Source organism: Myxococcus sp. CA051A (assembly GCF_013336705.1).
Classification (GTDB): domain Bacteria; phylum Myxococcota; class Myxococcia; order Myxococcales; family Myxococcaceae; genus Myxococcus; species Myxococcus llanfairpwllgwyngyllgogerychwyrndrobwllllantysiliogogogochensis.
Genome location: NZ_JABUMS010000001.1, coordinates 65,545 through 88,431 on the forward strand (window position 1 = coordinate 65,545; position 22,887 = coordinate 88,431).

A 22,887-nucleotide genomic window follows, 5' to 3' on the forward strand; every position below is an offset into this window, starting at 1 on the left:
CGACACATGACACCCAGGGTTCTCATCGTCGTCGGGCTCTTTCTCGCGCTGGGCGGGGTCCTCTTTCTGTCCGCCGACCGGGAGCCCCAGCCCCGGGGTGTGCAGGAGGCCGGCACGTCGACGCCCACGCCGCCCCGTCCTCCGAGGCCCGGCCAGGTGGTGGACATCTCCTTCCTCTACAGCACGGAGAAGAAGGAGTGGGTGGAGGCCGTGGCGGAGGACTTCCAGCGGCAGCATCCCCACATCCGCCTGAAGCTGATGGGGCGCGGTTCGCTGGATGCGGCGCAGGCCATCCTGGATGGCCGTGAGCAGCCCACGGTGTGGAGCCCGGCGGACAGCGCGGTGTTGCGCATGCTGGCCTCCGACTGGGCCACGGACCCCACGCGGGGGCCGTTGTTCGCGGAGACGGGCGAGCAGGCTCCGCGTCCGCTGGTCATCACGCCGCTGGTCTTCGTGGTGTGGGCGGACCGGGCGGAGGTGCTGCGCAAGGCGAGCGGCGGCGGCGCGGTGTCGTGGAAGGTGCTTCAGAAAGCGGTGACGAGTCCCCAGGGCTGGCCCGCGATTGGCGGCAAGCCGGAGTGGGGGTTCGTGAAGCTGGGCCACACGGACCCGACGCGCTCCAACTCCGGCCTGCAAGCGCTGCTGCTGGCCACGCTGGAGTACTACGGCAAGCGCGGCGGGCTCACGGTGGCGGACCTGTTGGACCCGCGCTACCAGGACTGGATGAAGGCGCTGGAGCGAGGCGTCACGCGCTTCGAGCCCTCCACGGGCACCTTCATGGCGGACATGGTCCGCTTCGGCCCGTCCCGCTACGACATCGCGGTGGTGTACGAGAACCTGGCCATCGCGGAGCTGTCGCACGCGCAGGGCCGGTGGGGCGAGCTGCGGGTGTACTACCCGGCGCTCACCCTGTGGAGCGACCATCCGGCGGCGGTGCTCCAGGCGGACTGGGTGACACCCGAGCAGAAGGCGGCGGCGCTGGAGTGGCTGCGCTATCTGCAGAGCCGTCCGGTGCAGGAGCGCGCGCTGGAGTTCGGCTTCCGCCCCGCGGACCCAGCCGTGCCGCTCAAGACGCCGGACCCGAACAATCCCTTCACACGGCTGGCCCCCCATGGAGTCCGCGTGGACGTGCCTCCCGTGGCGGAAGTTCCCGAAGGCCCCGTGGTCCGCGACCTGCTGACGTTGTGGTCGCGGGTGTTGACCTCCGGTCGTTAGCGCCTCGGGGTTCCCCGACGTCTGCCGTGCCCCGGAGGATGGGGGCGCGGCTCAATCCTTCACATCCAGGTCGTCGCGTACCTGTCACTGCACCCCTGGCGCCGAGCTTGGACCGGTGGGTGCGAGTGCTCCTCGGGCGTGCGGCCAGTCGCCGTCATGTCGGGCCTCGCTGGACTCGAGCCAGGCACGCGGCCACCTTGGCCGCGGGTGAAGGAAGGGGTGCCTCATGATGAGAACCACGCAGGGGATGAGGAAGACCATGGGGGTGTTGGGGGTGGCGTTGCTGCTGGTCACCAGCACGGCCCACGCGTTCAACGACGCGGATGCGCTGAAGGTGGTGGGCTTCGCGCGAACGCAGCTCCGGAAGACCGCCACGGCCATGCCCAGCACGTCTCGCTCACCGAAGGCGTCGCGCGCCGACGGGACGTGGTCGACGGTGGCCAACACGGATGCGGTGGCGTGGACGCAGGGCTTCTTCCCGGGAAGCATGTGGCACTTGTTCCAGGTGGGGCTGGAGCCGTCGTGGCAGCAGAAGGCGGACCAGTGGACGCGGCCCCTGGAGGGTCAGAAGACGAACCGGCAGACGCATGACCTGGGCTTCAAGCTGTTCACGAGCTACGGCCAGGCGTACCGGCTCACGGGAGACCCGTACTATCGCGGCGTGCTGCTGACGTCGGCCGAGACGCTCGCGACGCGGTACAACTCACGCATCGGCATCATCGATTGCTGTGATTGGAACTCGGCGTGGGACGTGCCGCTCGTCACCGACACGATGATGAACCTGGAGTTGTTGCTGTGGGCCGCGGCGAACGGGGGACGCGCGGAGCTGCGGACGATGGCCATCAATCACGCGCTCACCACGCTGCGCGATGCGGTGCGCCCGGATGGCAGCTCCTTCCACTACGTGGACTACAACGCCGCGACGGGGGCCATCCGTTCGAAGGGCACGTTCCAGGGGTACTCCACGAACTCCACCTGGGCGCGGGGCCATGCGTGGCTCATCTACGGCTACACCATGGTGTACCGGTACACGGGTGATGCGCGGATGCTCGCGGCCGCGCGCAAGGTGACGGACTGGTACCTGGACAATGTGCCGGCGGACATGGTGCCGAAGTGGGACTTCAACGCGCCGGGGACGCAGAAGGACTCCTCGGCGGCGGCCATCGTCGCCTCGGCGCTGCAGGAGTTGAGCAACCTGGAGACGGACGCCGCGCGCAAGACGCGCTACCGCGACGCGGCGCTGCGCACGCTGGACACGCTGGTGTCACCGGCCTACTTCGCGCAGGGCACCAACAGCCCGGGCCTGCTGCTGCATGGCGTGGGGCACCTGCCCGCCAACCAGGAGATTGATGTCAGCCTCATCTACGGCGACTACTACTTCCTGGAGGCGGTGCTTCGCTTCAACCCGAACCCTCCGTACCCCTGGTACTCGAAGGTCGCCTTCTTCGAGAGCCAGCACCTGCTCGGCACCACGAACACGGGCGTGCGCACCGTCGAGTTCGACGTGACACCGCTCGCATCCTCGCAGGACGGCACGGTGGGCTACACCGACAGCTCCACATCGGTGACGGGCTACTCCGTGCTGAACATGACGGTGCGGATGAACCTGGACGGGTACTTCGACGTGCGCAATGGCGGGGCCTACGCGTCGCTGGTTCAGGTGCCCTATGTGAATGGGCAGACGTACCACGTGCGCATGGTCGCGGACCTGCCCGCGCAACGCTACAGCGTCTGGGTTCGTCCTCCGGGCGGGAGCGAGGTGCAGATCGCCAACCGGTACGTCTTCCGCACCGGGGCTCCGGCCATCAATGACCTGGGGCGCGTGTCCGTGCGGACGGTCATCGCGGACAGCGACTTCCGAGTGCTGGGGCACACCGTGACTCCCGGTGGAACGACGGCCGCGGGGGTCGCGGAGGTGCTGCCCGGGCCTGTGCGGCCGCCGGTGGACTTCGAGCACACGGCGATGTCGGGGAGCGAGGTCTCGCCGGTGCTCACGTGGCTCTCGCAGGACGCGTCGTTGCTGTCGCTGCTGGCGGACTTCGAGCGCTGGGGGACCGTGCCGACCGACCACCTGCCCGGCGACGTGGACGAAGTCGCGGTCGCGGAGGCGGCGCGGGTCGTGGCCAACGAAGCGATGCCTGAAGGCTTCGGCTGCGGAGCCGCGGGCGCGGTGCCTCTGCCGCTGCTCGTGCTCGCGCTGCGAAGCTGGCGCAACCGCCGGCGGAGGCAACAGGCCGCGCGCGGCTGAGGCCCGATGTGACAGCGGCCCGCTCCTCGCTTTGTCGAGGGGCGGGCCGTTCACTCACCTCACGCCCGCCCGGCCCAGGTGCGCGTGGGAGGGCGTGGGGGACGACCGTCAGTCGTCGTTGTCGTCGTGGTCATCGTCCTCGTCGCCATCCTCGTCATCGTCGTCGAAGGCGTCGATGGAGCGGCGCAGGTTGTTCTCGATGGTGGAGCGTGCGGCGTCGTCCCGCGGGTCCAGTCGCTGGCCCTGGCCGTCGACGAACCAGCCGCTCGGGTCGATATTGATGGTGATGTTCGGCTCTTCTCCGGCCTTCACCTCGAAGCGGGCCTCTCGCTCCTGCTCCAGCCGCACGCTGGAGACGAAGCTGAAGGGCTGCCCGTCGATGTGTCCGTCGATGACCACGGACGCGCCGAGCCGCGCGAGCTCCTGGAGCGCCGCATCCTCACCTGCCTCGGTGGTGGAGACCTTGCCGATGTCGAACTCGATTTCGTCGAAGATTCCGGGCTCCACCTGCAGGTTGCCCACGCGGATGACCTGACCGTTCAGGTCCTCGCTCGTCAGGTCGATGAGCAGGGGGCCCACCTCCTGCTCGGAGTCATCATCGTCCCGCGTGCCGTCATCCGCGCCACCCGTGTGGCCGTCGTCGGCGTCGTCGCCCTCCAGCTCCAACTCCAGCTCCCGCACGGAGAGTCGGACCCGGTCGATGGTGATGCCAGTGGGGGCCTCGAGCCGCTGCTCGATGTGGCCGGGCGCGGACTGGGCGCCACGCGCGGCGCCGACTCGGGTGCTCAGCCCGACCTTGACGGAATCCGGGTTGCCGCAGGCCGAGAGCAACATGATGGACGTGCACAAGCCAATGAGTCGCATACCGTTCATCTCCTGGTATCGAGAGGACCTGGCGCGCGACTTCTCCGGCCTGGGCCGCACGAAATCCCCTGTTCGAAAAGAAGGAGCATCGGCGCGCTTATCGGCCACATCGCGAGGCGGGGACCTTTCGTGAAGGGGTCGCCTGTGGCCGATAGAGGCCTCGTGACTCCTTCCTGATAGGCGCGGTACTGAATGGGGAGACATGGCCTGTGCTCGTACCCCAGCAACAGCGTGTGTCCGGTGGTCCGGAGCGCCCTTCGTGTGGGGTGCGAGTGCGCGGCAGGAGCCTGCTCGGCGTGTGGGTGAGAGGTGCGGGCCGTGACGGAGGAGGAAATCTCCGCCTGCATCCAGCGCGCGAACGGAGGTGCGCAGGACGCGCACCGCGAGCTGTACCAGCGCTTTCACGCGTCGGTGCGTCGTGTCGCGCTGGGCTACTCCGCGCTGGGCCCGGCGGAAGTGGAGGACGTGGTCCAGGAGACGTTCGTCCGGGCCTTCCGGGAGCTGGCGCGGCTGGAGCATCCCCGCGCCTTCGGGCGCTGGCTGGTGACGATTGCGCGCCACCATTCCCAGGCCCTCAGCCGGGGCGCGCGGATTCGAGGGCGCGCGGCGGAGGACCTGGCACTGGAGCTGGAGACGAGCATGCCAGCCATTCCTCCCGCCCTCACGCTGGAGCGGCGCGTGGTGGTGGTGCGCGAGCTCATCGAAGGACTGCCCGAGGGCCCGGAGAAGGAGACGGTCCGCCTGTTCTATCTGGAGGGCGAGCTGAGCGCGCGAGAGATCGCGGAGCGTCTGGGGCTGGGCAAGAGCGCGGTGACGATGCGCCTGGAGCGCTTCCGGGCACGGGTGAAGCGTGAGCTGTTGGCGCGGCTGCTGGCCGCGGGAGTGGAGTGAGCCATGAGCGACGCGAGCAGACACCTGGACGCGCGGAGCTGGAAGGCCCTGCGCGACAAGTCGCCCGAAGAGGTGGCGTACTTCTCCACGCATCTGTCCCAGCCCTGTGAGGTGTGCGAGGCGTTCCTCGAACGGAGCGACGAGGACGACGCGTTCGGCGTGGAGTCGTTGGCGGATGAGGCGCTGGGCTCGATGTCCACCCCGCGCGAGGACGCGGTGGGGTGGGCTCGCCTGCGCCGTCGCCTCGGGACGCCACGACGCGCGTGGCTCGCGGGAGCCCTGGCGGTGGCCGCCGCGGCCGTGGTCGCCATCGCCGTGCTCCCCCCGTTGGCGTCGAAGGAGCACGAGGACCGCTCGTGGCGACTGAAGGGTGTCGCGCCGATGTCCCTGGAGCTGACCGCCGTGGCGCGCCTGCCGGACGGGACGTTGCACGCCGTGACGGAGGACGCCTTGCTTCCTCCCGAGGCCGTGGTCCTGGTGCGCTATCGCGCCAGCGAGGTCTCCGACGCGATGCTCGTGCTGGAGTCCCCGGAGGGCCCCGCGCAGATGCTGGGCGGCTACACGTTGGAGGCGGGGACGCACGACCTGAAGGAGGCAGGCGAACTGGCGGGTGTGTCCCTGGCCGGGGAGCACGGTCCACGGGTGCTGGTGCTGGCCGCGTGGCCACGGGGACCGCGCTCGGCGGCCGCGAGGGACGCGGCCCTCACTCAACGCCTGGTGCCCGAGGAAGCCGCCCAGGCGAGGCTCCGGCTGCGGGTGGAGCCGGGGTATGTTGCCCCCTGAGCGTGCCTTCGTGAGTCGTCCCTGCTTCCGCGTCGTCCTGTGGCTTGCCTTCGCGTCGCTCTGCGCGTGCGGTGCGGCGAGCGTGGGCGAGAAGGGGCGGGCGGTGCGCGTGCGCCTGGATTCGGCGGAGCTGGCGTCGGCGCACGAGGGCGAGCGGCATGCGCTGCTCATCGGCATCAATCAGTATGAGGACGCCTCCTGGCACGGGCTGCGCTACCCGGGCAAGGACGCGGAGGACCTGGGGCGTGTGCTGGCGGACCCGCGACGCGGCGGCTTCCACTCGGTGACGGTCCTGACGCGGCCGGAGCAGACGACGCGCGCGGCGGTGCTGCAGGCGCTGCGGACGCTGGCCGCACGGCCCTGGAACCCGAAGGACGTGGTGGTCATCTACGTCTCCGGCCATGGCACGCTCGCGCGGGATGCACGGGGTGACCTCCAGCGCTACCTGGTGATGCGCGACACGCGCTTCCGGGACGTGCAGGGCACGGGGCTGGAGATGGCGGCGCTGGAGCGGGAGTTGGAGCAGCTGGGCTCCAGGCGACGGGTGCTGGTGCTGGCCACGTGTCACAGCGGCACGGGCAAGTCGCTCCTTCCCCCGGCGGTGCTCGAGGAATTGGAGCGCACCAAGTCCGCGTTCCCACCGCGCCCGCTGGAGGAGGACAGCCGCGCCTCGCTCGTCCTGTCCGCGAGCGACTGGGGCGAAACGGCGCGTGAGGACGATGCGCTCGCCAATGACATCTACACGCACTTCTTCGTCCAGTCGCTCGACGGCCGAGGGGACCGCAACCGGGATGGTGCGGTGAGTGCCACCGAGGCGCATGATTGGGCGCGCCGCCACACGTGGACCTATACGGAGGGCCGGCAGCGCCCGAGCGCGCGGATGACGGAAGTGGGCGCGGACCCGGTGCTGCTCGCGGGCGCGTTGACCCAGCCCGGGCAGCCGGAGGTCTTCTCCTACAGTCCTCGCCTGGAAGGCTTCACGCTCAAGGTGGATGGCGTGGACGCGGGCGAGCTTCCAGGCGGCGTGGCCTTGCCGGAGGGAAGCCGGAAGCTGGGCCTCCACAAGGGTGGCCAGTTGCTGTGGGAAGACACCGTGGCGCTGCGAGCGGGGGAGCGCCGGGCGCTGGACTCGCTGCTGCGCGAGGTGTCGCCCGGCCCCCAGCGCACGGTGGCCCTGGAGGTCGGCGCCCTGGGCTTCCTCGACGCGCGCAGCCGCCGCGAGGTGCTTCCGCCCACGGCGCTGGCGGGCGTGGGGCTGCGGCTGGGGGGCGTGCTGCTGGAGCAACGGCTCGACGTGGGCGTGGACCTGGCCGCGGGGCAGGGGCGTCGGGCGCTGCTGCTCGACGTAGGCGGAACGGTGCCCGTACGCCATCGGGTGTTGATGCTGGGCGTGACGGTGGGACCCTCGTGGCAATGGGGTCGGCTGGGGTTGTCCACGGGGCCTCGAGTGGCCGCCTTGTGGTTGGAGCGCTCCTTCCAGTTGGACCTGTTGAGCCAGGACGAGCGCTACCTCACGGTGTGGCCTGGCTGGATGGCGGGAGTGTCATGGCGTCTGGGGACGAGGTTTGTATTGGAGGCGAAGGGCCAGCTTCTCTGGGCCTACGTCCCCGTGGACGGGCGCACTCGCGCGGTGGGTTTTGGTGGCCTGTTTCTGGGCGGAGGATATCGCTTCTGATGCGTGCTCCGAGACGCGTGATGCCCCTGGCGTGGGCGGGCCTGGCCCTGATGGGGGCGTGTGGTGGCTTCAACAACGGGCCGCTGGAGGCGGGCACCGTGCGCGGGCGAATCCTCGGCGCCGAGGCCGACGTGGCGGTGGTGAGCGTGCTGGGCCAGCCCGAGTTGAGGGCGCGTGTGTCGTCGGACGGACGCTTCGAGCTCGGCGGCGTGCCGGCCACCTCCGTGGAGTTGTTCCTGGTGGCCTCGCGCACCCGCGCGGCCCGCACGAAGGTGGTGGCGCAAGGCGCGCGCATCACCGAACTGGGTGACATCGACGCGCCCCTGGGCGCCTTCATCACCGTTCGCCTGCGGGACAGCGCTGGCAACGTGCCACCGCGTGGCGAGGTGGAGGTGGAGGGGACCGCGCTGGACGAACTGGAGATGGACGCGTCGAGCGGAGAGGTGCGCGTCGGTCCTCTTCCCGAGGGGTGCTACACGCTGGAGGTCAAGGCGGACGGTCTCGAGGAAGTGGAGGAAGAGGTCTGCGTCCGCCAGGGCGAGGAACTGGAGCGCGAGTTCGTCCTGCGTGAGGACGACCTCGGCGGAGACGACGATGGGGGCGGTGACGACGACGGCGGCTGAGTGTCCGCGGCGCGTCCCGTCCCCGGTCAGCGTCCCGTGCGCGCGGCCAGGTCGATGAAGCCTCGAATCCAGATGAGGTTCACCGCGTGGCACGCCTCCATGCTCATGGGCGTGGTGGTCTCCAGCGTCGCCGTGTAGGGCACGCCCTGGCGCGCGTACCAGTCCGTGACGCTGCCGTCGTGATAGACGATGAGCCCGTCGTCGTCGGTGATGTTCTGCTCATCGACCTTCTGGTTGCGCACCACCGTCGCGTGTTTGGACGAGGCCTCGACGAAGGGGCGGTAGAAGTCCTTGTCCCCGAAGGTGTACGCGTACGTCGCGGCGCCGCCCAGGTAGTTGTCCTGGTGGATATCCAGCGCGGCGTTCGGCGCCCGGAAGCGCGCCAGGTCCGAGCGCACCAGTCGCGTCTCCTTGGGCCCGCCGTCGTAGAGGGCCCAGCGCAGGTGGTCCTGCCCCTCGTTCAGCTCACCCCGCCACTCACCGGGCGCCACTTCATAGCGAAGGAAGTCGTTGTTGGGCTTCTCTCCGGAGCGGTTGTAGCGGGTGCCGTCCTCGAAGCCGGAGGGGTTGATACATGGATACACGCGCAGGCCCACGCCGCGTTGCCGGGCATAGGCCACCACTTCGGGGAAGCGCTCGGCCAGGGTGAGCGGACCCGCGGGCTCTTCCCCGTGGAACCCCGAGGTGATGACCAGCCAACGCTCTCCCGGCACGGTGATGCGGAAGAGCGGGTAGGGCTGTCCGCCCTCCAGGACCTGGCCGTACTCGGCCACTTCTCCAAGGTTCTCGAACGAACGGATGCGTTGCGCGTAGTCGGTGTATCTCACACCTTCAACCTATGCGTGACGCTCCCCGTCGCCTACCCATTCCCACCCATGGTCATGGGTGGGCGTTGAGTGGGGGACGGGCACCGAGGGGGCTTCTCACTCCATGCCGGTGCGCTCACGGAACTCCGTGGCCAGCTCCTTGCGCTGCTCCGGCGTCAGCGTGCCGTGGACCTCCAGCGCGGCATCCGTCGCCTGGTGGGCAAACGCGCGCATGGCATCGATGCGCTCGTCCACCAGCGCGTGGAGCTTCTGCGCGTCGGGCGTGGTGGACTCGAGCTGGGTGACGACCTCCGAGCGCACCGCGTGCTGCTCCTTCGCGAGCTTAGCGCCCTCGTCGAGGAGGCGGTCCTTCACGGCGTTGATGGACTTGCGCTGGGCGTCCGTCGCGTCGATGTCGTCCAGCTTGTCGTTCAGCTTCCACGACACCATCTGCTTGATGCGCTCGGGGTTGTGGCCCCAGCCGTGGTGGCCTCCGCGGAAGGCGAAACCGCTGAGCAGGACGACGGCGACGACGGCGGAACCGGCGATGGCGAGCTTCTTCATCATGGGACTCTCTCCGAATGCGGGGCCCGACGCGGGCCCGGGTGGCTTCGCCGTGTTGGCGATGTTGCCCAATGTGCCGGGCCGCTTTTTCGGGCGCTTGTACCGGGCGTGAAGAAGTGTGAAGCCCCCCGGCCCTGGAGTTTCGCCCCGGGTGCGCCCGCCTGGACGGCTGGAGGGAGAGCCCGGCCCCACCGGCCCTGGAGGCCCCGATTTCGGGCCGCGCCCCGCCTTTCCGCTCCCGACAGAACGACTTTCGAGGCCGATTTCTCGGCCTGTGGGACGGGCCACCCTGACGCGTTCGAGAGAGTAGCGGGAGGCCGGGGCCGAACGTAGTGTTCGGGCCATGTCCTTTACCCACCTCCACCTGCACACGCTCTACTCACTGCTCGATGGGGCCATCCGGATGAAGGACCTCATCAAGACGGTGAAGGAGAAGGGGATGTCGAGTGTCGCCGTGACGGACCACGGCAACATGTTCGGAGCCATCGACTTCTACAAGAAGGCGAAGGACGCGGGCATCAAGCCCATCCTCGGCATGGAGGCGTACGTCGCGGGCGCCAAGGGTCGCGAGGACCGCTCGGAGAAGGTCAACCACCACCTCATCCTGGTGGCGAAGAACGCGGAGGGCTACGCGAACCTGCGCTACCTGTCCTCGACCGCGTACATGCAGGGTTTCTACTACCACCCACGCATCGACAAGAAGGTGCTCGCGGACCACAGCAAGGGGCTCTTCGCGCTGACGGCGTGCCTGGGTGGTGAGGTGACGAGCGCGTGCTTCCGTGGGGACATGGACCACGCCCGCCGCGCGGCCCAGGAGTACAAGGACATCTTCGAGCCCGGGCACTTCTTCCTCGAAGTGCAGTCCAACGGGATGCCTGAGCAGGACAAGGCGAACGTGAACCTGATGCAGTTGTCGCGGGACATGGACATCCCGCTGTGCGCCACCGCGGACGCGCACTACATCAAGCGCGAGGACGCGCGCGCGCACGAGCTGCTGATGTGCATCGCCAGCGGCAAGACGCTGGCGGACAGCAAGCGGATGAAGCACGCCACGGACAAGCTCTACGTCACCAGCCCCACGGAGATGCTGGAGTTCTTCAAGGAGATTCCGGAGGCCGTCCACAACACGCAGCGCATCGCCGAGCAGTGCAACCTGGAGCTGAAGCTGGGCAAGCCCATGCTGCCCACGTTCAAGGTGCCGGACAGCCACACGCCGGACAGCTTCATGTCGGAGCTGGCCTACGAGGGCCTGCGCGAGCGCTTCATCGAACTGGCGGCCACCGTCAGCTATCCCATCGACCGGGAGGAGTACCAGGCGCGCCTGACGCTGGAGTTGGGCGTCATCCAGAAGATGGGGTTCAGCGGCTACTTCCTCATCGTCCAGGACTTCATCAACTGGGCGAAGAAGATGGGCATCCCCGTGGGCCCGGGCCGTGGCTCCGGCGCCGGCAGCCTCGTCGCGTACGCGCTGCGCATCACCGACGTGGACCCGATTCCGTACAACCTCCTGTTCGAGCGCTTCCTGAATCCGGAGCGCGTGTCGATGCCCGACTTCGATATCGACTTCTGCCAGGACCGGCGGGACGAGGTCATCCAGTACGTCGGCCGCAAGTACGGCGAGATGAACGTGGGGCAGATCATCACCTTCGGCTCACTGAAGGCGAAGAGCGTGCTGCGCGACGTGTGCCGCGTGTTCGCGCTGCCCTTCAGCGAAGGTGACCGCATCGCGAAGCTGGTGCCGGAAGTCCTCAACATCACCTTGAAGGAGGCCATCGAGATGGAGCCTCGCCTCAAGGAGATGATGGAGAAGCCCTCCAACATCGGTGAAGTGGAGGGGCGGCCCGTCACCACGAAGGACGTGCTGGAGATTGCGCTCGCGCTGGAGGGCCTGCACCGCCAGCCGGGCATGCACGCGGCCGGCGTGGTCATCGCCGACAAGCCGCTGTGGGAGTTCGTGCCCGTCTACCAGCCGCCGGGTGAGAAGACGCTCATCACCCAGTTCGCCAAGGACGAGGTGGAGGCGGCGGGCCTGGTGAAGTTCGACTTCCTCGGCCTGAAGACCCTCACCGTCATCCAGCACGCGCTGGATTTGGTGAAGCGCAACCACGAGAAGGACATTCCGCGGCATGAGATTCCGCTGAATGACGACAAGGTCTGGGAGTTGATGGCCAAGGGCGACACGGCCGGCGTCTTCCAGATGGAGTCGAGTGGCTTCACGGAAATGGTGGTGAAGCTCAAGCCGTCCTGCTTCGAAGACGTCATCGCCGCGGGCGCGCTCTATCGCCCGGGTCCGTTGGACTCCGGCATGGTGGACGTCTTCATCAACCGCAAGCACGGCCGGGAGAAGGTGTCGTATCCGCATCCCGCGCTGGAGCCGGTGCTCAAGGACACGTACGGCGTCATCGTGTACCAGGAGCAGGTGATGCAGATTTCGCAGGTCCTGGGTGGGTACACCCTGGGCCGCGCGGACCTGCTTCGCCGCGCCATGGGCAAGAAGAAGGCCGAGGTCATGCAGGCCGAGCGGGCCGGCTTCCTCGAGGGCTGCGCGAAGAACAGCGTCGACCTGAAGGTCGCTGGCGAAATCTTCGACCTGATGGAGAAGTTCGCTGAGTACGGCTTCAACAAGAGCCACTCGGCGGCGTACGGCCTCGTCACGATTCACACCGCGTGGCTGAAGGCGCATTACCCCTGTGAGTTCATGGCGGCCCTTCTCTCCAGCGAGAAGGACAACACGGACAAGGTGGTGAAGCACATTGGTGAGGCGCGCGAGTCGGGCCTCCAGGTGTTGCCTCCGGACGTGAATCAGTCCGACCTCCAGTTCGGCGCGGTGGAGGGGAAGATTCGTTTCGGGTTGGGCGCCATCAAGGGCGTGGGCGAGGGCGCCATCGAGTCCATCCTGGATGCGCGCAAGGACGGCTCCTTCAAGAGCCTCTTCGACTTCTGCGAGCGCGTGGACAGCCGGCGCGTCAACAAGAAGGTGTTGGAAGCGCTGGTGAAGGCGGGCTCGTTCGACTTCGAGAAGCGTCCGCGTCGGCAGGTGTTCGACACGATTGAGCGGGCGATGAACCGCGGCTCATCCAGCCAGAAGGACAAGGCGGCGGGGCAGAGCTCGTTGTTCGGCATGCTGGCGGGGCCCGCTTCGGGCGGCGCCGCGATGAAGGACGACTACGTCGTGGTGGAGGAGTGGTCGGAGAAGGAGCGGCTGGCGCTGGAGAAGGAGGCCATCGGCTTCTACGTGTCTGGGCATCCGCTGCATCAGTACGACAAGGAGCTCAAGCGCTACGCGAAGCCGATTACGTCGGTGCAGCGCGCGCGCAAGGACGACAAGCTCACGGTGGCGGGCGTCGTCACGGTGCTGCGCGAGCGGCCCACGAAGACGGGCAAGCGCATGGCGTGGGTGACGATTGAAGACCTGTCCGGGTCGATTGAGCTGGTGTGCTTCCCGGGCAAGGACGGCACGCGCAACGTCATGGGCAGGGATGGCAAGTGGGCGAAGCAGGGGCCCAAGCCGGGGTTCGAGAACTGGGAGCACCTGCTCAAGTCGGACGACCCGATTCTGGTGACGGGGACGGTGCAGATCAGCCAGCGGGACGAGGACTCGCCCACGCCGGAGTTGATTGTCGACGACATCCAGAGCTTGAAGGAGGTGCGTGAGAAGCGCACCAAGCGGCTGGAGCTGCGAGTGCCGGCGGACCTGCTGACGGAGGACCGCGTGGCGAAGCTGCACGAGCTGGCGAAGAAGTTCGCCGGTGCCACGCCGGTGGCCGTGAGTGTGTTGTTCCACGGTGAGGCGGAGGCGCTCATCGGGAACACGTCGCTCAAGGTGCAGGTGCATGACGACCTGCTGCTGGCCGTGGACCGGTTGTTCGGGATGCGGGTGGTGGAGTTCGGGTGACGGCAGTGGTGCTCTGGCACCACGCCGCTTCCGCGTGGGTGAGGTACGGTTCGCCCACTCACGCGGGAGGCCGTCATGGACACCACCTACAAGTCGCTGCGCATTGAGAAGGCGGATGGAGTCGCCGAAGTGATTCTCCTGGGCCCCGGTCGCGGCAACGCCATGGGCCCGGACTTCTGGCGGGAGATGCCGGAGGCCATTCGCGCGCTCGACGAGGATGAATCCGTGCGCGTGGTGCTCGTCCGGGGCAACGGCGACCACTTCACCTACGGCCTGGACCTGATGGGGATGATGGAGTCCCTGGGGCCCCTGCTCACCGGTGACAACAACCTCGCCCTGGAACGCACGAAGCTCCTGAAGCTGATTGGCGACATGCAGCAGTCCACTGAGGGCGTTGCCCGCTGTCGCAAGCCGTTCATCGCCGCCGTGCATGGCTGGTGCATCGGCGGTGGCATGGACCTCATCGCCGCGTGTGACTTCCGCTACTGCGCCCGCGACGCGAAGTTCTCCCTGCGCGAAGTGAAGGTCGGTATCGTCGCGGACCTGGGCGCTCTCAATCGCCTGCCTCGCATCATCGGCGAGGGACACACTCGCGAGCTGGCCTACACCGGTGGCGACGTGGATGCCGAGCGCGCCCTCCGCATGGGACTCGTCAACGAGGTCTACCCGTCGGCCGAGGAACTGCTCACCCAGGCCCGCGCCACCGCGCGACGTATCGCCGAGAACCCGCCTCTCGTCGTCCAGGGCGCCAAGCAGGTGATGGAATACTGCGCGGACAAGTCCACGTCGGACGGCCTGCGCTACGTCGCCGTGTGGAACTCCGCGTTCCTCCAATCACACGACCTCGCAGAAGCCTTCTCCGCGTTCGCCGAGCGTCGCCCCGCGAAATTCGTGGGCCGGTGAGCCCGTCCCTCTCACGAGGGGCTTTCAACCGCTGCGCTCACAGTGCGAGGATTCCCGTGAAGTCGTGTGACGGACCGGGGTAATGGATCGCAGGCGGGTCACTCAAGCTGTTCGTAGCGGGGTCGGCCAAGCGGATCGCCCCGGGGTCGGCCAAGCGGACCGCAAGTCGGAGCAGTCGGGACGGCGGTTTGCCCACCCCAGAGACAGTTGGAAGAAACGCGGCCGGCGGGTGGGGTGAGCGCCTACCCGGCCAGTCATCCCGTGCATCCTCGCGAGTCCACGAGCACCGCCCCCGCGGTGCGCCCAGGGACGCGCGCGGATGAGCTACCGGAGAGTCGACATGGACAGGTTGAGAGAGTTGGTGCGGTTGCACCGCATGGGGACGGGTGCGCGCGAAGTGGCCCGGCTGTTGGGCATGGGGCCGAATACGGAGAGGGCATATCGCGCGGCGCTCATGGCGGCTGGCGCACTGGAAGGCCCCGTGGACGAGGTGCCTGAGCTGGAAGCGCTCAAGGCGCTGGTGCAGGAGCACCTGCCCTCCAAGGTGTCACCGCAGCAGACGTCCTCGCTGGTGCCTTGGCGGGAGCGAGTGGAGGCACTGCTGGGCCAGGGGCTGGGGCCTCGTGCCATCCACGACAGGCTCCGGCTGGAGGTGGAGGGCTTCGCGGCGAGCGCCTCGGCGGTGAAGCGCATGGTGCGACAGCTGCGCAAGGTGCGAGGCGTCCGGGCCGAGGACGTGGCCATCCCCGTCGTGACGTCGCCAGGGGAGGTGGCGCAGGTGGACTTCGGCTACGTCGGCAAGCTGCTGTGCCCCAGGCAGAAGGTGGCGCGCAAGGCGTGGGTATTCGTCCTGGTGCTGGCGCACAGCCGCTACCTGGTGGCCGACGTCGTCTTCGAGCAGTCGCTGCCGACATGGCTGCGGCTGCACGTGGACGCCTTCGAGCAGTTGGGCGGCGTGGTGGAGACGGTGGTACCGGACAATCTGAAGGCCGCCGTGTTGCGCGCGGCCTTCACTCCGGACGAGCCGTCCGCCCTCAATCGCAGCTACCGGGAGGTAGCCCGGCACTACGGCTTCAAGGTGGACCCGACACCGCCGTACGCGCCGCAGAAGAAGGGCAAGGTGGAAGCGGGCGTCAAGTACGTCCAGTCCAACTTCTTCAAGGGCCGAGACGGCCAGGACGTCGACGTCGTCCGTGCTGACTTGAAGAAGTGGCTGGCGGAAGTCGCCAACGTCCGGTGGCATGGGAAGACGGGCCGGCGTCCGGTGGACGTCTTCCGCGAGGAGGAGCTGCCCGCACTCCGGCCCCTGCCCACCCGACGCTTCACGCCTGTCGTCTGGAAGGCCACGCGCGTGCATCAGGACAGCCACGTCCTCTTCGACAGGCGCTTCTACTCGGTGCCCTGGCGCCTTGTCGGCAGCGACGTCTGGCTGCGCGTCACCGACGCCAGTCTCGAGGTGTATGCGGACGACGTGCGCGTCGCCACCCATACCCGGCGCGGCACCGGCCTCTACACCACCCACGAGGAGCACCTGCCCCAGCACCGTGCAGACTTGCGTCACCGCAGCCGCGGCTACTGGGAAGGCCGCGCCGCCCGGCTGGGAGACGAGGTGCTCACCTACGTGCGCGCCGTCTTCGACTCCGACGAGGTGCTGTCGCAGCTGCGCGCCGTGCAGGCCATGGTGACTCACCTGGAGACCTTCCCTCCCGAGCGCGCACGCGCCGCCGCACGGCGCGCGCACTACTACGGCACGTACAGCTACGGGGGCCTCAAGAATCTGCTGCGCCAGGGGCTGGACTTGCAACCCCTGCCGCTGGCGCTCGCCACCCCGGCGACGGCCTCTCTCACTCAGCCGCGCTTCGCACGCAGCGTGGCCGAGCTGCTGCACCACCCCGCCGTGCCCCAGGAGCCCGAAATTGAGCCCCACTGACGAGCTGATTCCCATGCTCAAGAAGCTGCGCCTGTCCGGTGTCCTCCAGTCTCTTCAACTGCGCACCCAGCAGGCCGTGGACGACAACCTCTCCCACTCCGAATTCCTCTACCGGCTGCTGAGCGACGAGGTGGAGCGTCGCGATTCCAAGCAGCTTTCCCAGCGCGTGCGTCGCGCCTCCTTCGAGCACGCCAGGACGCTCGAGGACTTCGACTTCCACTTCAACCCCAGCGTGCCCAAAGCCAAGGTGCTGGAGCTGGGCACGTGCGGCTTCCTGGAGCGCCACGACAACGTGCTCGTCGTCGGTCCCACCGGCGTCGGCAAGTCTCACCTGGCCCAAGCTCTCGGTCACCGTGCTTGCCGTGCTGGCTACAGCACCCTCTACGTCGGCACCCACGAGTTGCTCATGCAACTGAGGGCCGCACGGGGCGACGGTAGCTACGAGAAGCGCCTGTTGCGCTTCACCTCTCCAGACTTGCTCATCATCGATGACCTCGGCCTTCGCGGGCTGACGCAGGATGAGCCGGTGGACCTCTACGAGGTCGTCCGCCAGAGGTACGAGCGCAAGAGCACCGTCATCACCTCCAACCGGGCGATTGAAGAGTGGCCTCCGCTCTTCGGCGACCCGCTGATGGCCAGTGCCGCCATGGACCGACTGCTCCACCACGCGCACGTCCTGGTCATCGAAGGCGACAGCTATCGCAATCCACCCCCTGCCCGACGCCGCAAGCCCACCGCCGCGGAGGCCCGTTAGACAACAGCGTGGATCCGCTTGGCCGACCCCAAACTCGTCACCGCCGTGAACTCGAACAACGGCTCTCTGACGAACTCACCAGGGCGATCCGCTTGGCCGACCCTCACGCGGTCCATGCCCCCGGTCCTTGACAAGTCGAGTCTCGGGAGTCCCACGGCATGACGGAGACGGTTGGGTTGCTGGGTTATGGGCGCTTCGGTCGCGCCCTCTCGGGGCTGCTGTCCGACGCGGGCGTGCCGCACAGCGTGTTCGACCCGAGGCAGGATGAAGTTCCTCTGTAGTTGCAGGCTCCCCGCAGAGAGACCATGCGCTCCATCTTCCTCAAGATGGAGATCTCCGTCTCTGGCATTCCCGTGATGGAATGCCTCGTAGGGTCATCCAACTGATTTGCCATTGATGCCGCCAGCCTAGGGCTCAATGAGTTAGTCAAATTGCCGCAGAGGTGCATCCCGGGTTGACACGAATTGCGATGCATTGGCTTATGATTATGTCCTCGTGAGATGGGAAATTAGTCATTCATGAAATTCAAGTGTGCACCCTGTACTGCGCGCTTCGTCTGGACATTTGTCCAGGTTGCGGCAGAAGTCTCAACTTTTTGATCGGGATTCGAACGGTCGTCAATGGTACGAGTCGGGTGGGAAATGGCAGGGGCATTGGTGACCCACGGGGATTTCCTTGAGAGGCAGCCTCCCTAGCTACTAGCGTGCGAAGCCTGTTTGTGCCCGGAGGGGGCGTGCCAAGTAAACTGGCTGAGCTATTGCGGCATCCACAGGTACTCCAGCTGGCATGGCAACGGGTTTTAGACTGGTATGGCCAAACATGGCCCCCTGAGCCTGAGTTCTCTGCATGGCGACTGAACCCAGAAGGGCACTTGGCGCGCCTCGGACGTGAGTTAGGGAGTGGCGAGTATTTGCCAAGCCCTTTCCCCTTGGTCCCCCATCCGAAAAAGGGGATGCAACTGCGGCATTTCTGCATGCCGTCCGTACGAGATCAGGTTGCATTTACAATCTTGGGAAGTTTGCTCGCCCCTCTTGTTGAAGGAGGAATGCCAAATTTCTCTTTCGGAAACCGTACCTTTCGACGGGCGGTTCGCACTTGGCGCCCAGCGAGAGATACTGCGCGCTTTGATACGGGGCCAAACGGAGAAAGTGTTCCGAGTAACAGGAAAAGAAAAGTCTGGGATATTCTTCCATTCTCCTTGTCTGACTCAAGAATTTACCAGCCATATAAGCGGGCACATGGGCTTTTTCGACGTAGCATACACTGGAGCGCAGCTGCTCTTACGAAATCCAGCATAAATAAGGGACGGGCCATTGATGCGGCTTTGCGCCCAGAGGACTACCCGTGGAATCACGTTCCGCCCTTTGCAAATAAGGAGTGGTGGAGCGGTAGTGACGAACCTCAAGCCAAGGTCGGATACTGGGCTCGGCTGGATCTCCAGTTGGCATTCCCTTCTGCAAAGATTGACTATCTCGATGGGCAATTGCGAGCATTATTGTCTCCTGACTTGCAGGCAGAAATTGAAAATACCAGTCGGAGTGATTGGAGGTCGAAATTCGGCTGGATGTCATGGGGAGACGCTCTGGCTGAGTTTCCTTCTGACGTGGGTGATGCTTTGGTCACTCCCGAAGTGCGCGAAGACCTGCAGTCCCTTTTGATTCGTTGTTTGTCGGAGGTTACGTATGTTCCATTGGCAGCCGGTAACATTTCAGATCGACGTCTAGCCGACTTATGGCGTCCGCCACACGCCGACCAGGAGTTACCTACAGTCGACGGGCGCGGACATCCGGGAATTCCTACGGGACTTGCTGTGTCAGGCTTGCTGCTGAACATTTATCTTCATGGGTTTGATCGGCATATGGCGCAGTCGGCACTGAATAGCCGAGAGCAGGGGCGCCCGTTTGCGGTATTTAGATTTGTTGATGATATTGTTGTGATGGCGCCGAGGTTGGGGGTGTTGGCCTCTGCGGTTGATGAGGCTTGGGCTGGACTTGCTGGTGCTCCATCTATCCTCGCGACAAGAAAAACCGCTGATGTTCCAAGCAATCTTCGAGTCAATTGGGAGAAAACAGAGCCGAAATCGATGGCCTCGCTCGTTAAAGAGTATCTGAAAGAGGCATGGTCGACGAAGGAGGAATGCCAAGGCTGTAAGTCCGTGATTGCTCCGGTTCTCGATGGGGCAGCGAGTTTGCCCGAGATAACGTTCAGCGCCTGGGTCCGGAGCAAACGAAAGCAGAAGAGAGGCGGTGTCTGCTTGGCGCCAGTTGGCGAGGCGCTCGAAGGACTTAGTCGTGATGCAGTTCGTCGAAATAGGCTTGGTCCATTTGTCACGTACTTGGTTGAGCGACTCAGCGCGATGGCCGATGATGGGCTGCTGAATCGTTTTGGTGATGGAGCTGAGCGTCGCCTTGTAGATCTTCATGGATTATGTCGTTTTGAGTTCGATGATCGACAGGTCAAGGCTGATACGCGACTTGCATTTGCTGCAGGGAGTCTTGCACGCTCTTGGTTAAGTGAGAATGACATCACGGGAGATAGGGAGGAGTTGCGCGAGATTCGTACCTCGATACGCCATGCGGTGCTCAATGCCCCGGCGAAGTACAAGTTGTGGCGGAGTGTCGTCCGGGCGGCGGTGCGACGCCCAATCGGTAGAAGTGATGATGAGGCGGCCGAGAGCGATCGGCTTGTCGCCCGAGCTTGGCTTAAGGAGATGTTTAAGACTATTGCGCCCCGCGGTGATGCGAGGCGTGCGCCGCTATTCCTTGCCCAGCCCTCCGACTCGTACACTGTAGAGGTGTGTTGGCGTAAGGTTTTGGGTAAAACTGTTTCGGAGCAAGACCTTGTGGTTCGGAGCGAAGAGGTCGCGCGTCAATACTGCTCGTACCTGCGGGCATGCTTCTGGCGTTATGTTGGTGAGGCTCTAACAGCCCTAGGGAATGCCTGCTCTTGGCATGACCAGGCTGTCGATGGAGCGGGGCCGAACTGGACGTCTCGGTCCTGGCTGTTCAGGGCGATGCCGGAAGGTGAACTGCCAAAGGCATTGGCTTGGTTGGGCTTGCTCGATGAATGGTTCTCAATTGAAGGAGGGTCGCCGCTAGATTGGTGGGAGGCGGACGCCCTTGTTCTAGCTGTATTGGCTGGAACGCCGAGAAGCACGCTTCTGAATGCTGTGCGCAGAGTTCGCAGCAGGCCAAGAGCCCAGTCGGAACTGTTTCCTGCGCATTTGAGCCTACCTGGAGATTCGATATTTTTTGAGGGAAGAGAGCGCGTCCGAGATGGATTGGCTGCTGCAGGTCGCCTATTGCCCGCAGGCTCGTTTGATTGGCGCATTCTGCTGCCGCTGATTTCGCTGGCTGGTGTTAACGGAGGGGGAGGGCAGGCGCTGGTGAAGTGGATTGAAAAGACAGCTTCGCAGTTTGCTGGAGAGTACGCAGAACATGAACTCGTTGAGCGTCTCGGTGGTATTGGTCAGGTGTCTGTAGCTCGTCTGCAGCAATGGTCTGAAATGGCTCGCGCTCAGTTGCGGCAGTGGTCAGCTGAGGGGCATGGCTTGGGTGGCTATTCTGCTGCATACGATCAATATGCTCGATATCTCAGGTTGTTCCGTGTCGCGGTGGGGCCTGCTCGGGTTCTTAGCGGAGGGCGGTCGCCTTCCATTTACCGAGTCTTGTGGGGCAACTTCTGGGAGTCCCGGGACTTGAGTCAGGCTCAAGTGGATCCTGAGAATTCTCCAGAACTTGGGTTGCCTATTAGAATTGCACTGAAATTCCTGTTGGAGGCGCTAAAGTCGCTCTTGGCCGATTGGAACCAAGCGCAGCCTGTTGGGGCAGTTCCTCCTGTCTGGACGATCTCAAGACATATTTATAGATTTGTCTCATGGGGTCGCCGCCGGCAATTGCTGGGTGCTGAAGTTGAGGAGAGAATAAAGACACCCGATAAGCACAGTGGTTGGGTGGGGATAGCTCGCGACATCGATTCGTGGGAAGTTCTACCGCATCCAGCATTCTTTATGCCCCAGAGTCTGGGACTTCAGATGGGGCGATCTGGGTATGAGCTTTGGTGTAGTGCCCTGTTTTTTATGGTTATGTGTGATGGCCACGAACGTATTCTTGATTCAATAAGCCGATATGGAGCTCAGCCGAGTGCGTTGCGCGATGCATGGAGAATTCGAGACCGCATACACTTGCCTGAGCGGTTCTGGGATTCGCTTGATAAAATCGTCCGTCAAGGAATGCTTGCTCCTGCAGTTTTTGCAGTCAATGCGCGGCGGTTTGCGCGCAATGTCAAGGGACAGATTGAGAGGTTGTTGAAAGTTGAGGTTACTGCTGACGACTTTCGATGGGAACGCGCTGACGTTGTCTTGAATGACCGAGATTCCCAAGAAGTGCCTCGAAGAATCTCAAGATTCTTGCTCAATAAGTCGGACCCAGTTCCGAAAGATCTACGCCTTCGCCCAAAGCGACTCCGGCCTGATCTTGGTGTTCGAATTGGGCAAATTGCGGCAGTGCCGCATTGGGGAGATTTTTTTCGTCGCTTCCCACGAAAAATCTGTAGGCGCGATGTGCAGTCTATTATGCGTGAGGTTGCAGCCGCATTTCGAGTTTCTGAGTCGCGGAAGGCGCTGGAGGGTAGTGAGCCTGAGAGCCAGACCCAGGGGGTAAGTGGACCGTCATTAATCGTTCTCCCCGAGGCAGTCCTGCCTGTGGGAGAAATGTATTCGCTTGAGGCGCTTGTAGCTCGTGAACGCCGTGCCGTCCTGTGCGGTGAAATGTTTAGAGCAGTTTCGGTTGTATCTCCGCGTTCTGCGCGTGGAGGTTCAGTTCGTTGGTTTGTTAACGAGGCGAGTCTTGTTTTTCCTGTTGCTGCAGTGGGCGAGCGGGGGCCTCCGCTGGTACGCCGGTTTGCGATTAGGAAGCCGATGCCGACGCATGCGGAGTATGGTTTGGCGGATGCACTGACGGGACGGGCACCGCCAAGAGGACCTAAGGTGAAGTGGCGTATGTTGGCAGGACAGCGATGGTATCGATTTGTTAATGAGCGGTGGGGGGACTTTACGGTTGCGATCTGCTCGGACTTAATGGACCCAAGCCCTTGGTGGTCGTTGAGGTCTCAGGTTTTGCATATTTTCATGTGTGCGTATAATAAGGATGTTGAGCTGTTTGAGTCCTTGAGTTGGGTGAGGGCTTATGAGAATTTCTGTAATTTGGTGTCAGTGAATCACGGAGAGATTGGCGGCTCGTTCGTGTGGACACCTCGCAGTGGTCATGAGCGAGAGGTGGCCCGGCTCAGAGGAGGCGGGTTGTTGCTCGTTGCCGACGTCGCTGTGCCGGTGTTGTCGTTGTATGATGCTCAGGTTGATGGCGTTCGGGTTGCGATTGGTAAGGAGGCTGGGGCTTGGAGTGGGAGGTCAGTTGCGGTCAAGGGTGGTTATAAGTCGCCGCCTCCGACTTTCCCCTCTCGAAAGTAGTGGTGTGTTGTTGGGGTTTTGAGCTGGTGTGCTGAACGGGATTTGTGGTTTTGGTGTTATTGCTGGGTGTGTGTTGTTGGGTTGGTGGATGGTTCTGAAGTAGTTGTATGGAATACTGCGCGGGTAACTTCACGTCGGACGGCCTGCTCTATGTTGCCGTGTGGATCTCCGCGTTTCTTCAGTCGGACGGCCCCGCCGAAACGTTCGCCGAGCGCCGCCCCACGAAGTTCGTGGGCCGGTGAGCCCGCTCCTCTCACGAGGGGCTTTCA

Annotated in this window: 16 protein-coding genes; 13 read left to right on the forward strand and 3 right to left on the reverse strand. The window is 64.9% G+C overall.

Annotated elements, in window-relative coordinates; genetic code table 11:
• Nucleotides 1–6 precede the first annotated feature (6 nt).
• Together HUA74_RS00250 and HUA74_RS00255 are read left to right on the forward strand one after the other, a co-directional pair.
• Entirely contained in the window at nucleotides 7–1,215 is a 1,209-nt protein-coding gene (locus HUA74_RS00250; RefSeq protein WP_174452967.1) for a substrate-binding domain-containing protein, read from the forward strand.
• 226 nt (nucleotides 1,216–1,441) lie between these two features.
• Nucleotides 1,442–3,463 carry a glycoside hydrolase family 88 protein gene (locus HUA74_RS00255; protein WP_254624855.1) on the forward strand — a complete coding sequence of 674 codons (2,022 nt, stop codon included), beginning with the start codon at nucleotides 1,442–1,444 and terminating at the stop codon, nucleotides 3,461–3,463.
• A gap of 108 nt (nucleotides 3,464–3,571) precedes the next feature.
• Here HUA74_RS00255 and HUA74_RS00260 read toward each other — a convergent pair whose 3' ends face one another.
• Nucleotides 3,572–4,327 (reverse strand): hypothetical protein, encoded by a 756-nt coding sequence (locus HUA74_RS00260; protein ID WP_174452968.1) that lies wholly within the window; start codon nucleotides 4,325–4,327, stop codon nucleotides 3,572–3,574.
• A gap of 318 nt (nucleotides 4,328–4,645) precedes the next feature.
• Between HUA74_RS00260 and HUA74_RS00265 the strand changes: the two genes are divergently transcribed.
• From HUA74_RS00265 to HUA74_RS00280, 4 genes are read left to right on the forward strand one after another with little or no spacing between them, the layout of a single operon-like run.
• Entirely contained in the window at nucleotides 4,646–5,218 is a 573-nt protein-coding gene (locus HUA74_RS00265) for an RNA polymerase sigma factor (RefSeq protein WP_141640675.1), read from the forward strand.
• A gap of 3 nt (nucleotides 5,219–5,221) precedes the next feature.
• A complete protein-coding gene (locus HUA74_RS00270) occupies nucleotides 5,222–6,001 on the forward strand; it encodes a hypothetical protein (RefSeq protein WP_174452969.1) in 780 nt (259 codons plus the stop codon).
• Nucleotides 5,988–7,676, forward strand: a complete 1,689-nt coding sequence (locus HUA74_RS00275; RefSeq protein ID WP_174452970.1) for a caspase family protein — start codon at nucleotides 5,988–5,990, stop codon at nucleotides 7,674–7,676. The genes HUA74_RS00270 and HUA74_RS00275 overlap by 14 nt, the downstream gene beginning before the upstream one ends.
• Nucleotides 7,676–8,299 (forward strand): carboxypeptidase regulatory-like domain-containing protein, encoded by a 624-nt coding sequence (locus tag HUA74_RS00280; protein WP_174452971.1) that lies wholly within the window; start codon nucleotides 7,676–7,678, stop codon nucleotides 8,297–8,299. The genes HUA74_RS00275 and HUA74_RS00280 overlap by 1 nt, the downstream gene beginning before the upstream one ends.
• Before the next feature lie 26 nt (nucleotides 8,300–8,325).
• On the opposite strand, the gene HUA74_RS00285 is transcribed toward HUA74_RS00280, so the two are convergent.
• Nucleotides 8,326–9,126 (reverse strand): hypothetical protein, encoded by an 801-nt coding sequence (locus HUA74_RS00285; RefSeq protein ID WP_174452972.1) that lies wholly within the window; start codon nucleotides 9,124–9,126, stop codon nucleotides 8,326–8,328.
• Nucleotides 9,127–9,222: 96 nt separating this feature from the next.
• Nucleotides 9,223–9,672 carry a Spy/CpxP family protein refolding chaperone gene (locus tag HUA74_RS00290; RefSeq protein ID WP_141640670.1) on the reverse strand — a complete coding sequence of 150 codons (450 nt, stop codon included), beginning with the start codon at nucleotides 9,670–9,672 and terminating at the stop codon, nucleotides 9,223–9,225.
• A 340-nt stretch (nucleotides 9,673–10,012) separates the two neighbouring features.
• Here HUA74_RS00290 and dnaE point away from each other — a divergent pair, with 340 nt between their 5' ends.
• The 7 genes from dnaE (at nucleotide 10,013) to HUA74_RS46325 (ending at nucleotide 22,860) form a co-directional block, all read left to right on the forward strand.
• Nucleotides 10,013–13,564 carry a DNA polymerase III subunit alpha gene (gene dnaE, locus HUA74_RS00295; RefSeq protein ID WP_141640669.1) on the forward strand — a complete coding sequence of 1,184 codons (3,552 nt, stop codon included), beginning with the start codon at nucleotides 10,013–10,015 and terminating at the stop codon, nucleotides 13,562–13,564.
• Nucleotides 13,565–13,639: 75 nt separating this feature from the next.
• Nucleotides 13,640–14,467: a crotonase/enoyl-CoA hydratase family protein gene (locus tag HUA74_RS00300; RefSeq protein WP_174452973.1), complete on the forward strand. Its 828-nt coding sequence runs from the start codon at nucleotides 13,640–13,642 to the stop codon at nucleotides 14,465–14,467.
• A gap of 340 nt (nucleotides 14,468–14,807) precedes the next feature.
• A complete protein-coding gene (istA, locus tag HUA74_RS00305) occupies nucleotides 14,808–16,397 on the forward strand; it encodes an IS21 family transposase (protein WP_174452974.1) in 1,590 nt (529 codons plus the stop codon).
• A complete protein-coding gene (gene istB, locus HUA74_RS00310; protein WP_163871124.1) occupies nucleotides 16,384–17,151 on the forward strand; it encodes an IS21-like element helper ATPase IstB in 768 nt (255 codons plus the stop codon). The genes istA and istB overlap by 14 nt, the downstream gene beginning before the upstream one ends.
• A 158-nt stretch (nucleotides 17,152–17,309) precedes the next feature.
• Nucleotides 17,310–17,432: a hypothetical protein gene (locus HUA74_RS46320; RefSeq protein ID WP_256434669.1), complete on the forward strand. Its 123-nt coding sequence runs from the start codon at nucleotides 17,310–17,312 to the stop codon at nucleotides 17,430–17,432.
• Between the two features lie 917 nt (nucleotides 17,433–18,349).
• The gene (locus HUA74_RS00320) at nucleotides 18,350–22,618 is read left to right on the forward strand and encodes a hypothetical protein (protein WP_174452975.1); all 4,269 of its coding nucleotides are present in this window, start codon (nucleotides 18,350–18,352) and stop codon (nucleotides 22,616–22,618) included.
• A gap of 107 nt (nucleotides 22,619–22,725) precedes the next feature.
• Nucleotides 22,726–22,860, forward strand: coding sequence for a hypothetical protein (locus HUA74_RS46325; RefSeq protein WP_256434670.1), 135 nt, complete (start codon nucleotides 22,726–22,728; stop codon nucleotides 22,858–22,860).
• The last annotated feature ends 27 nt before the right edge of the window (nucleotides 22,861–22,887 follow it).

Excerpts from the sequence above, each read along its gene's own strand:
- HUA74_RS00250 (WP_174452967.1), top strand. The coding sequence starts at position 7 with ATGACACCCAGGGTTCTCATCGTCGTCGGGCTCTTTCTCGCGCTGGGC.
- HUA74_RS00255 (WP_254624855.1), top strand. The coding sequence starts at position 1,442 with ATGATGAGAACCACGCAGGGGATGAGGAAGACCATGGGGGTGTTGGGG.
- HUA74_RS00260 (WP_174452968.1), bottom strand. The coding sequence starts at position 4,327 with ATGCGACTCATTGGCTTGTGCACGTCCATCATGTTGCTCTCGGCCTGC.
- HUA74_RS00270 (WP_174452969.1), top strand. The coding sequence starts at position 5,222 with ATGAGCGACGCGAGCAGACACCTGGACGCGCGGAGCTGGAAGGCCCTG.
- HUA74_RS00275 (WP_174452970.1), top strand. The coding sequence starts at position 5,988 with ATGTTGCCCCCTGAGCGTGCCTTCGTGAGTCGTCCCTGCTTCCGCGTC.
- HUA74_RS00280 (WP_174452971.1), top strand. The coding sequence starts at position 7,676 with ATGCGTGCTCCGAGACGCGTGATGCCCCTGGCGTGGGCGGGCCTGGCC.
- HUA74_RS00290 (WP_141640670.1), bottom strand. The coding sequence starts at position 9,672 with ATGATGAAGAAGCTCGCCATCGCCGGTTCCGCCGTCGTCGCCGTCGTC.
- dnaE (WP_141640669.1), top strand. The coding sequence starts at position 10,013 with ATGTCCTTTACCCACCTCCACCTGCACACGCTCTACTCACTGCTCGAT.
- HUA74_RS00300 (WP_174452973.1), top strand. The coding sequence starts at position 13,640 with ATGGACACCACCTACAAGTCGCTGCGCATTGAGAAGGCGGATGGAGTC.
- istA (WP_174452974.1), top strand. The coding sequence starts at position 14,808 with ATGGACAGGTTGAGAGAGTTGGTGCGGTTGCACCGCATGGGGACGGGT.
- HUA74_RS46320 (WP_256434669.1), top strand. The coding sequence starts at position 17,310 with ATGACGGAGACGGTTGGGTTGCTGGGTTATGGGCGCTTCGGTCGCGCC.
- HUA74_RS46325 (WP_256434670.1), top strand. The coding sequence starts at position 22,726 with ATGGAATACTGCGCGGGTAACTTCACGTCGGACGGCCTGCTCTATGTT.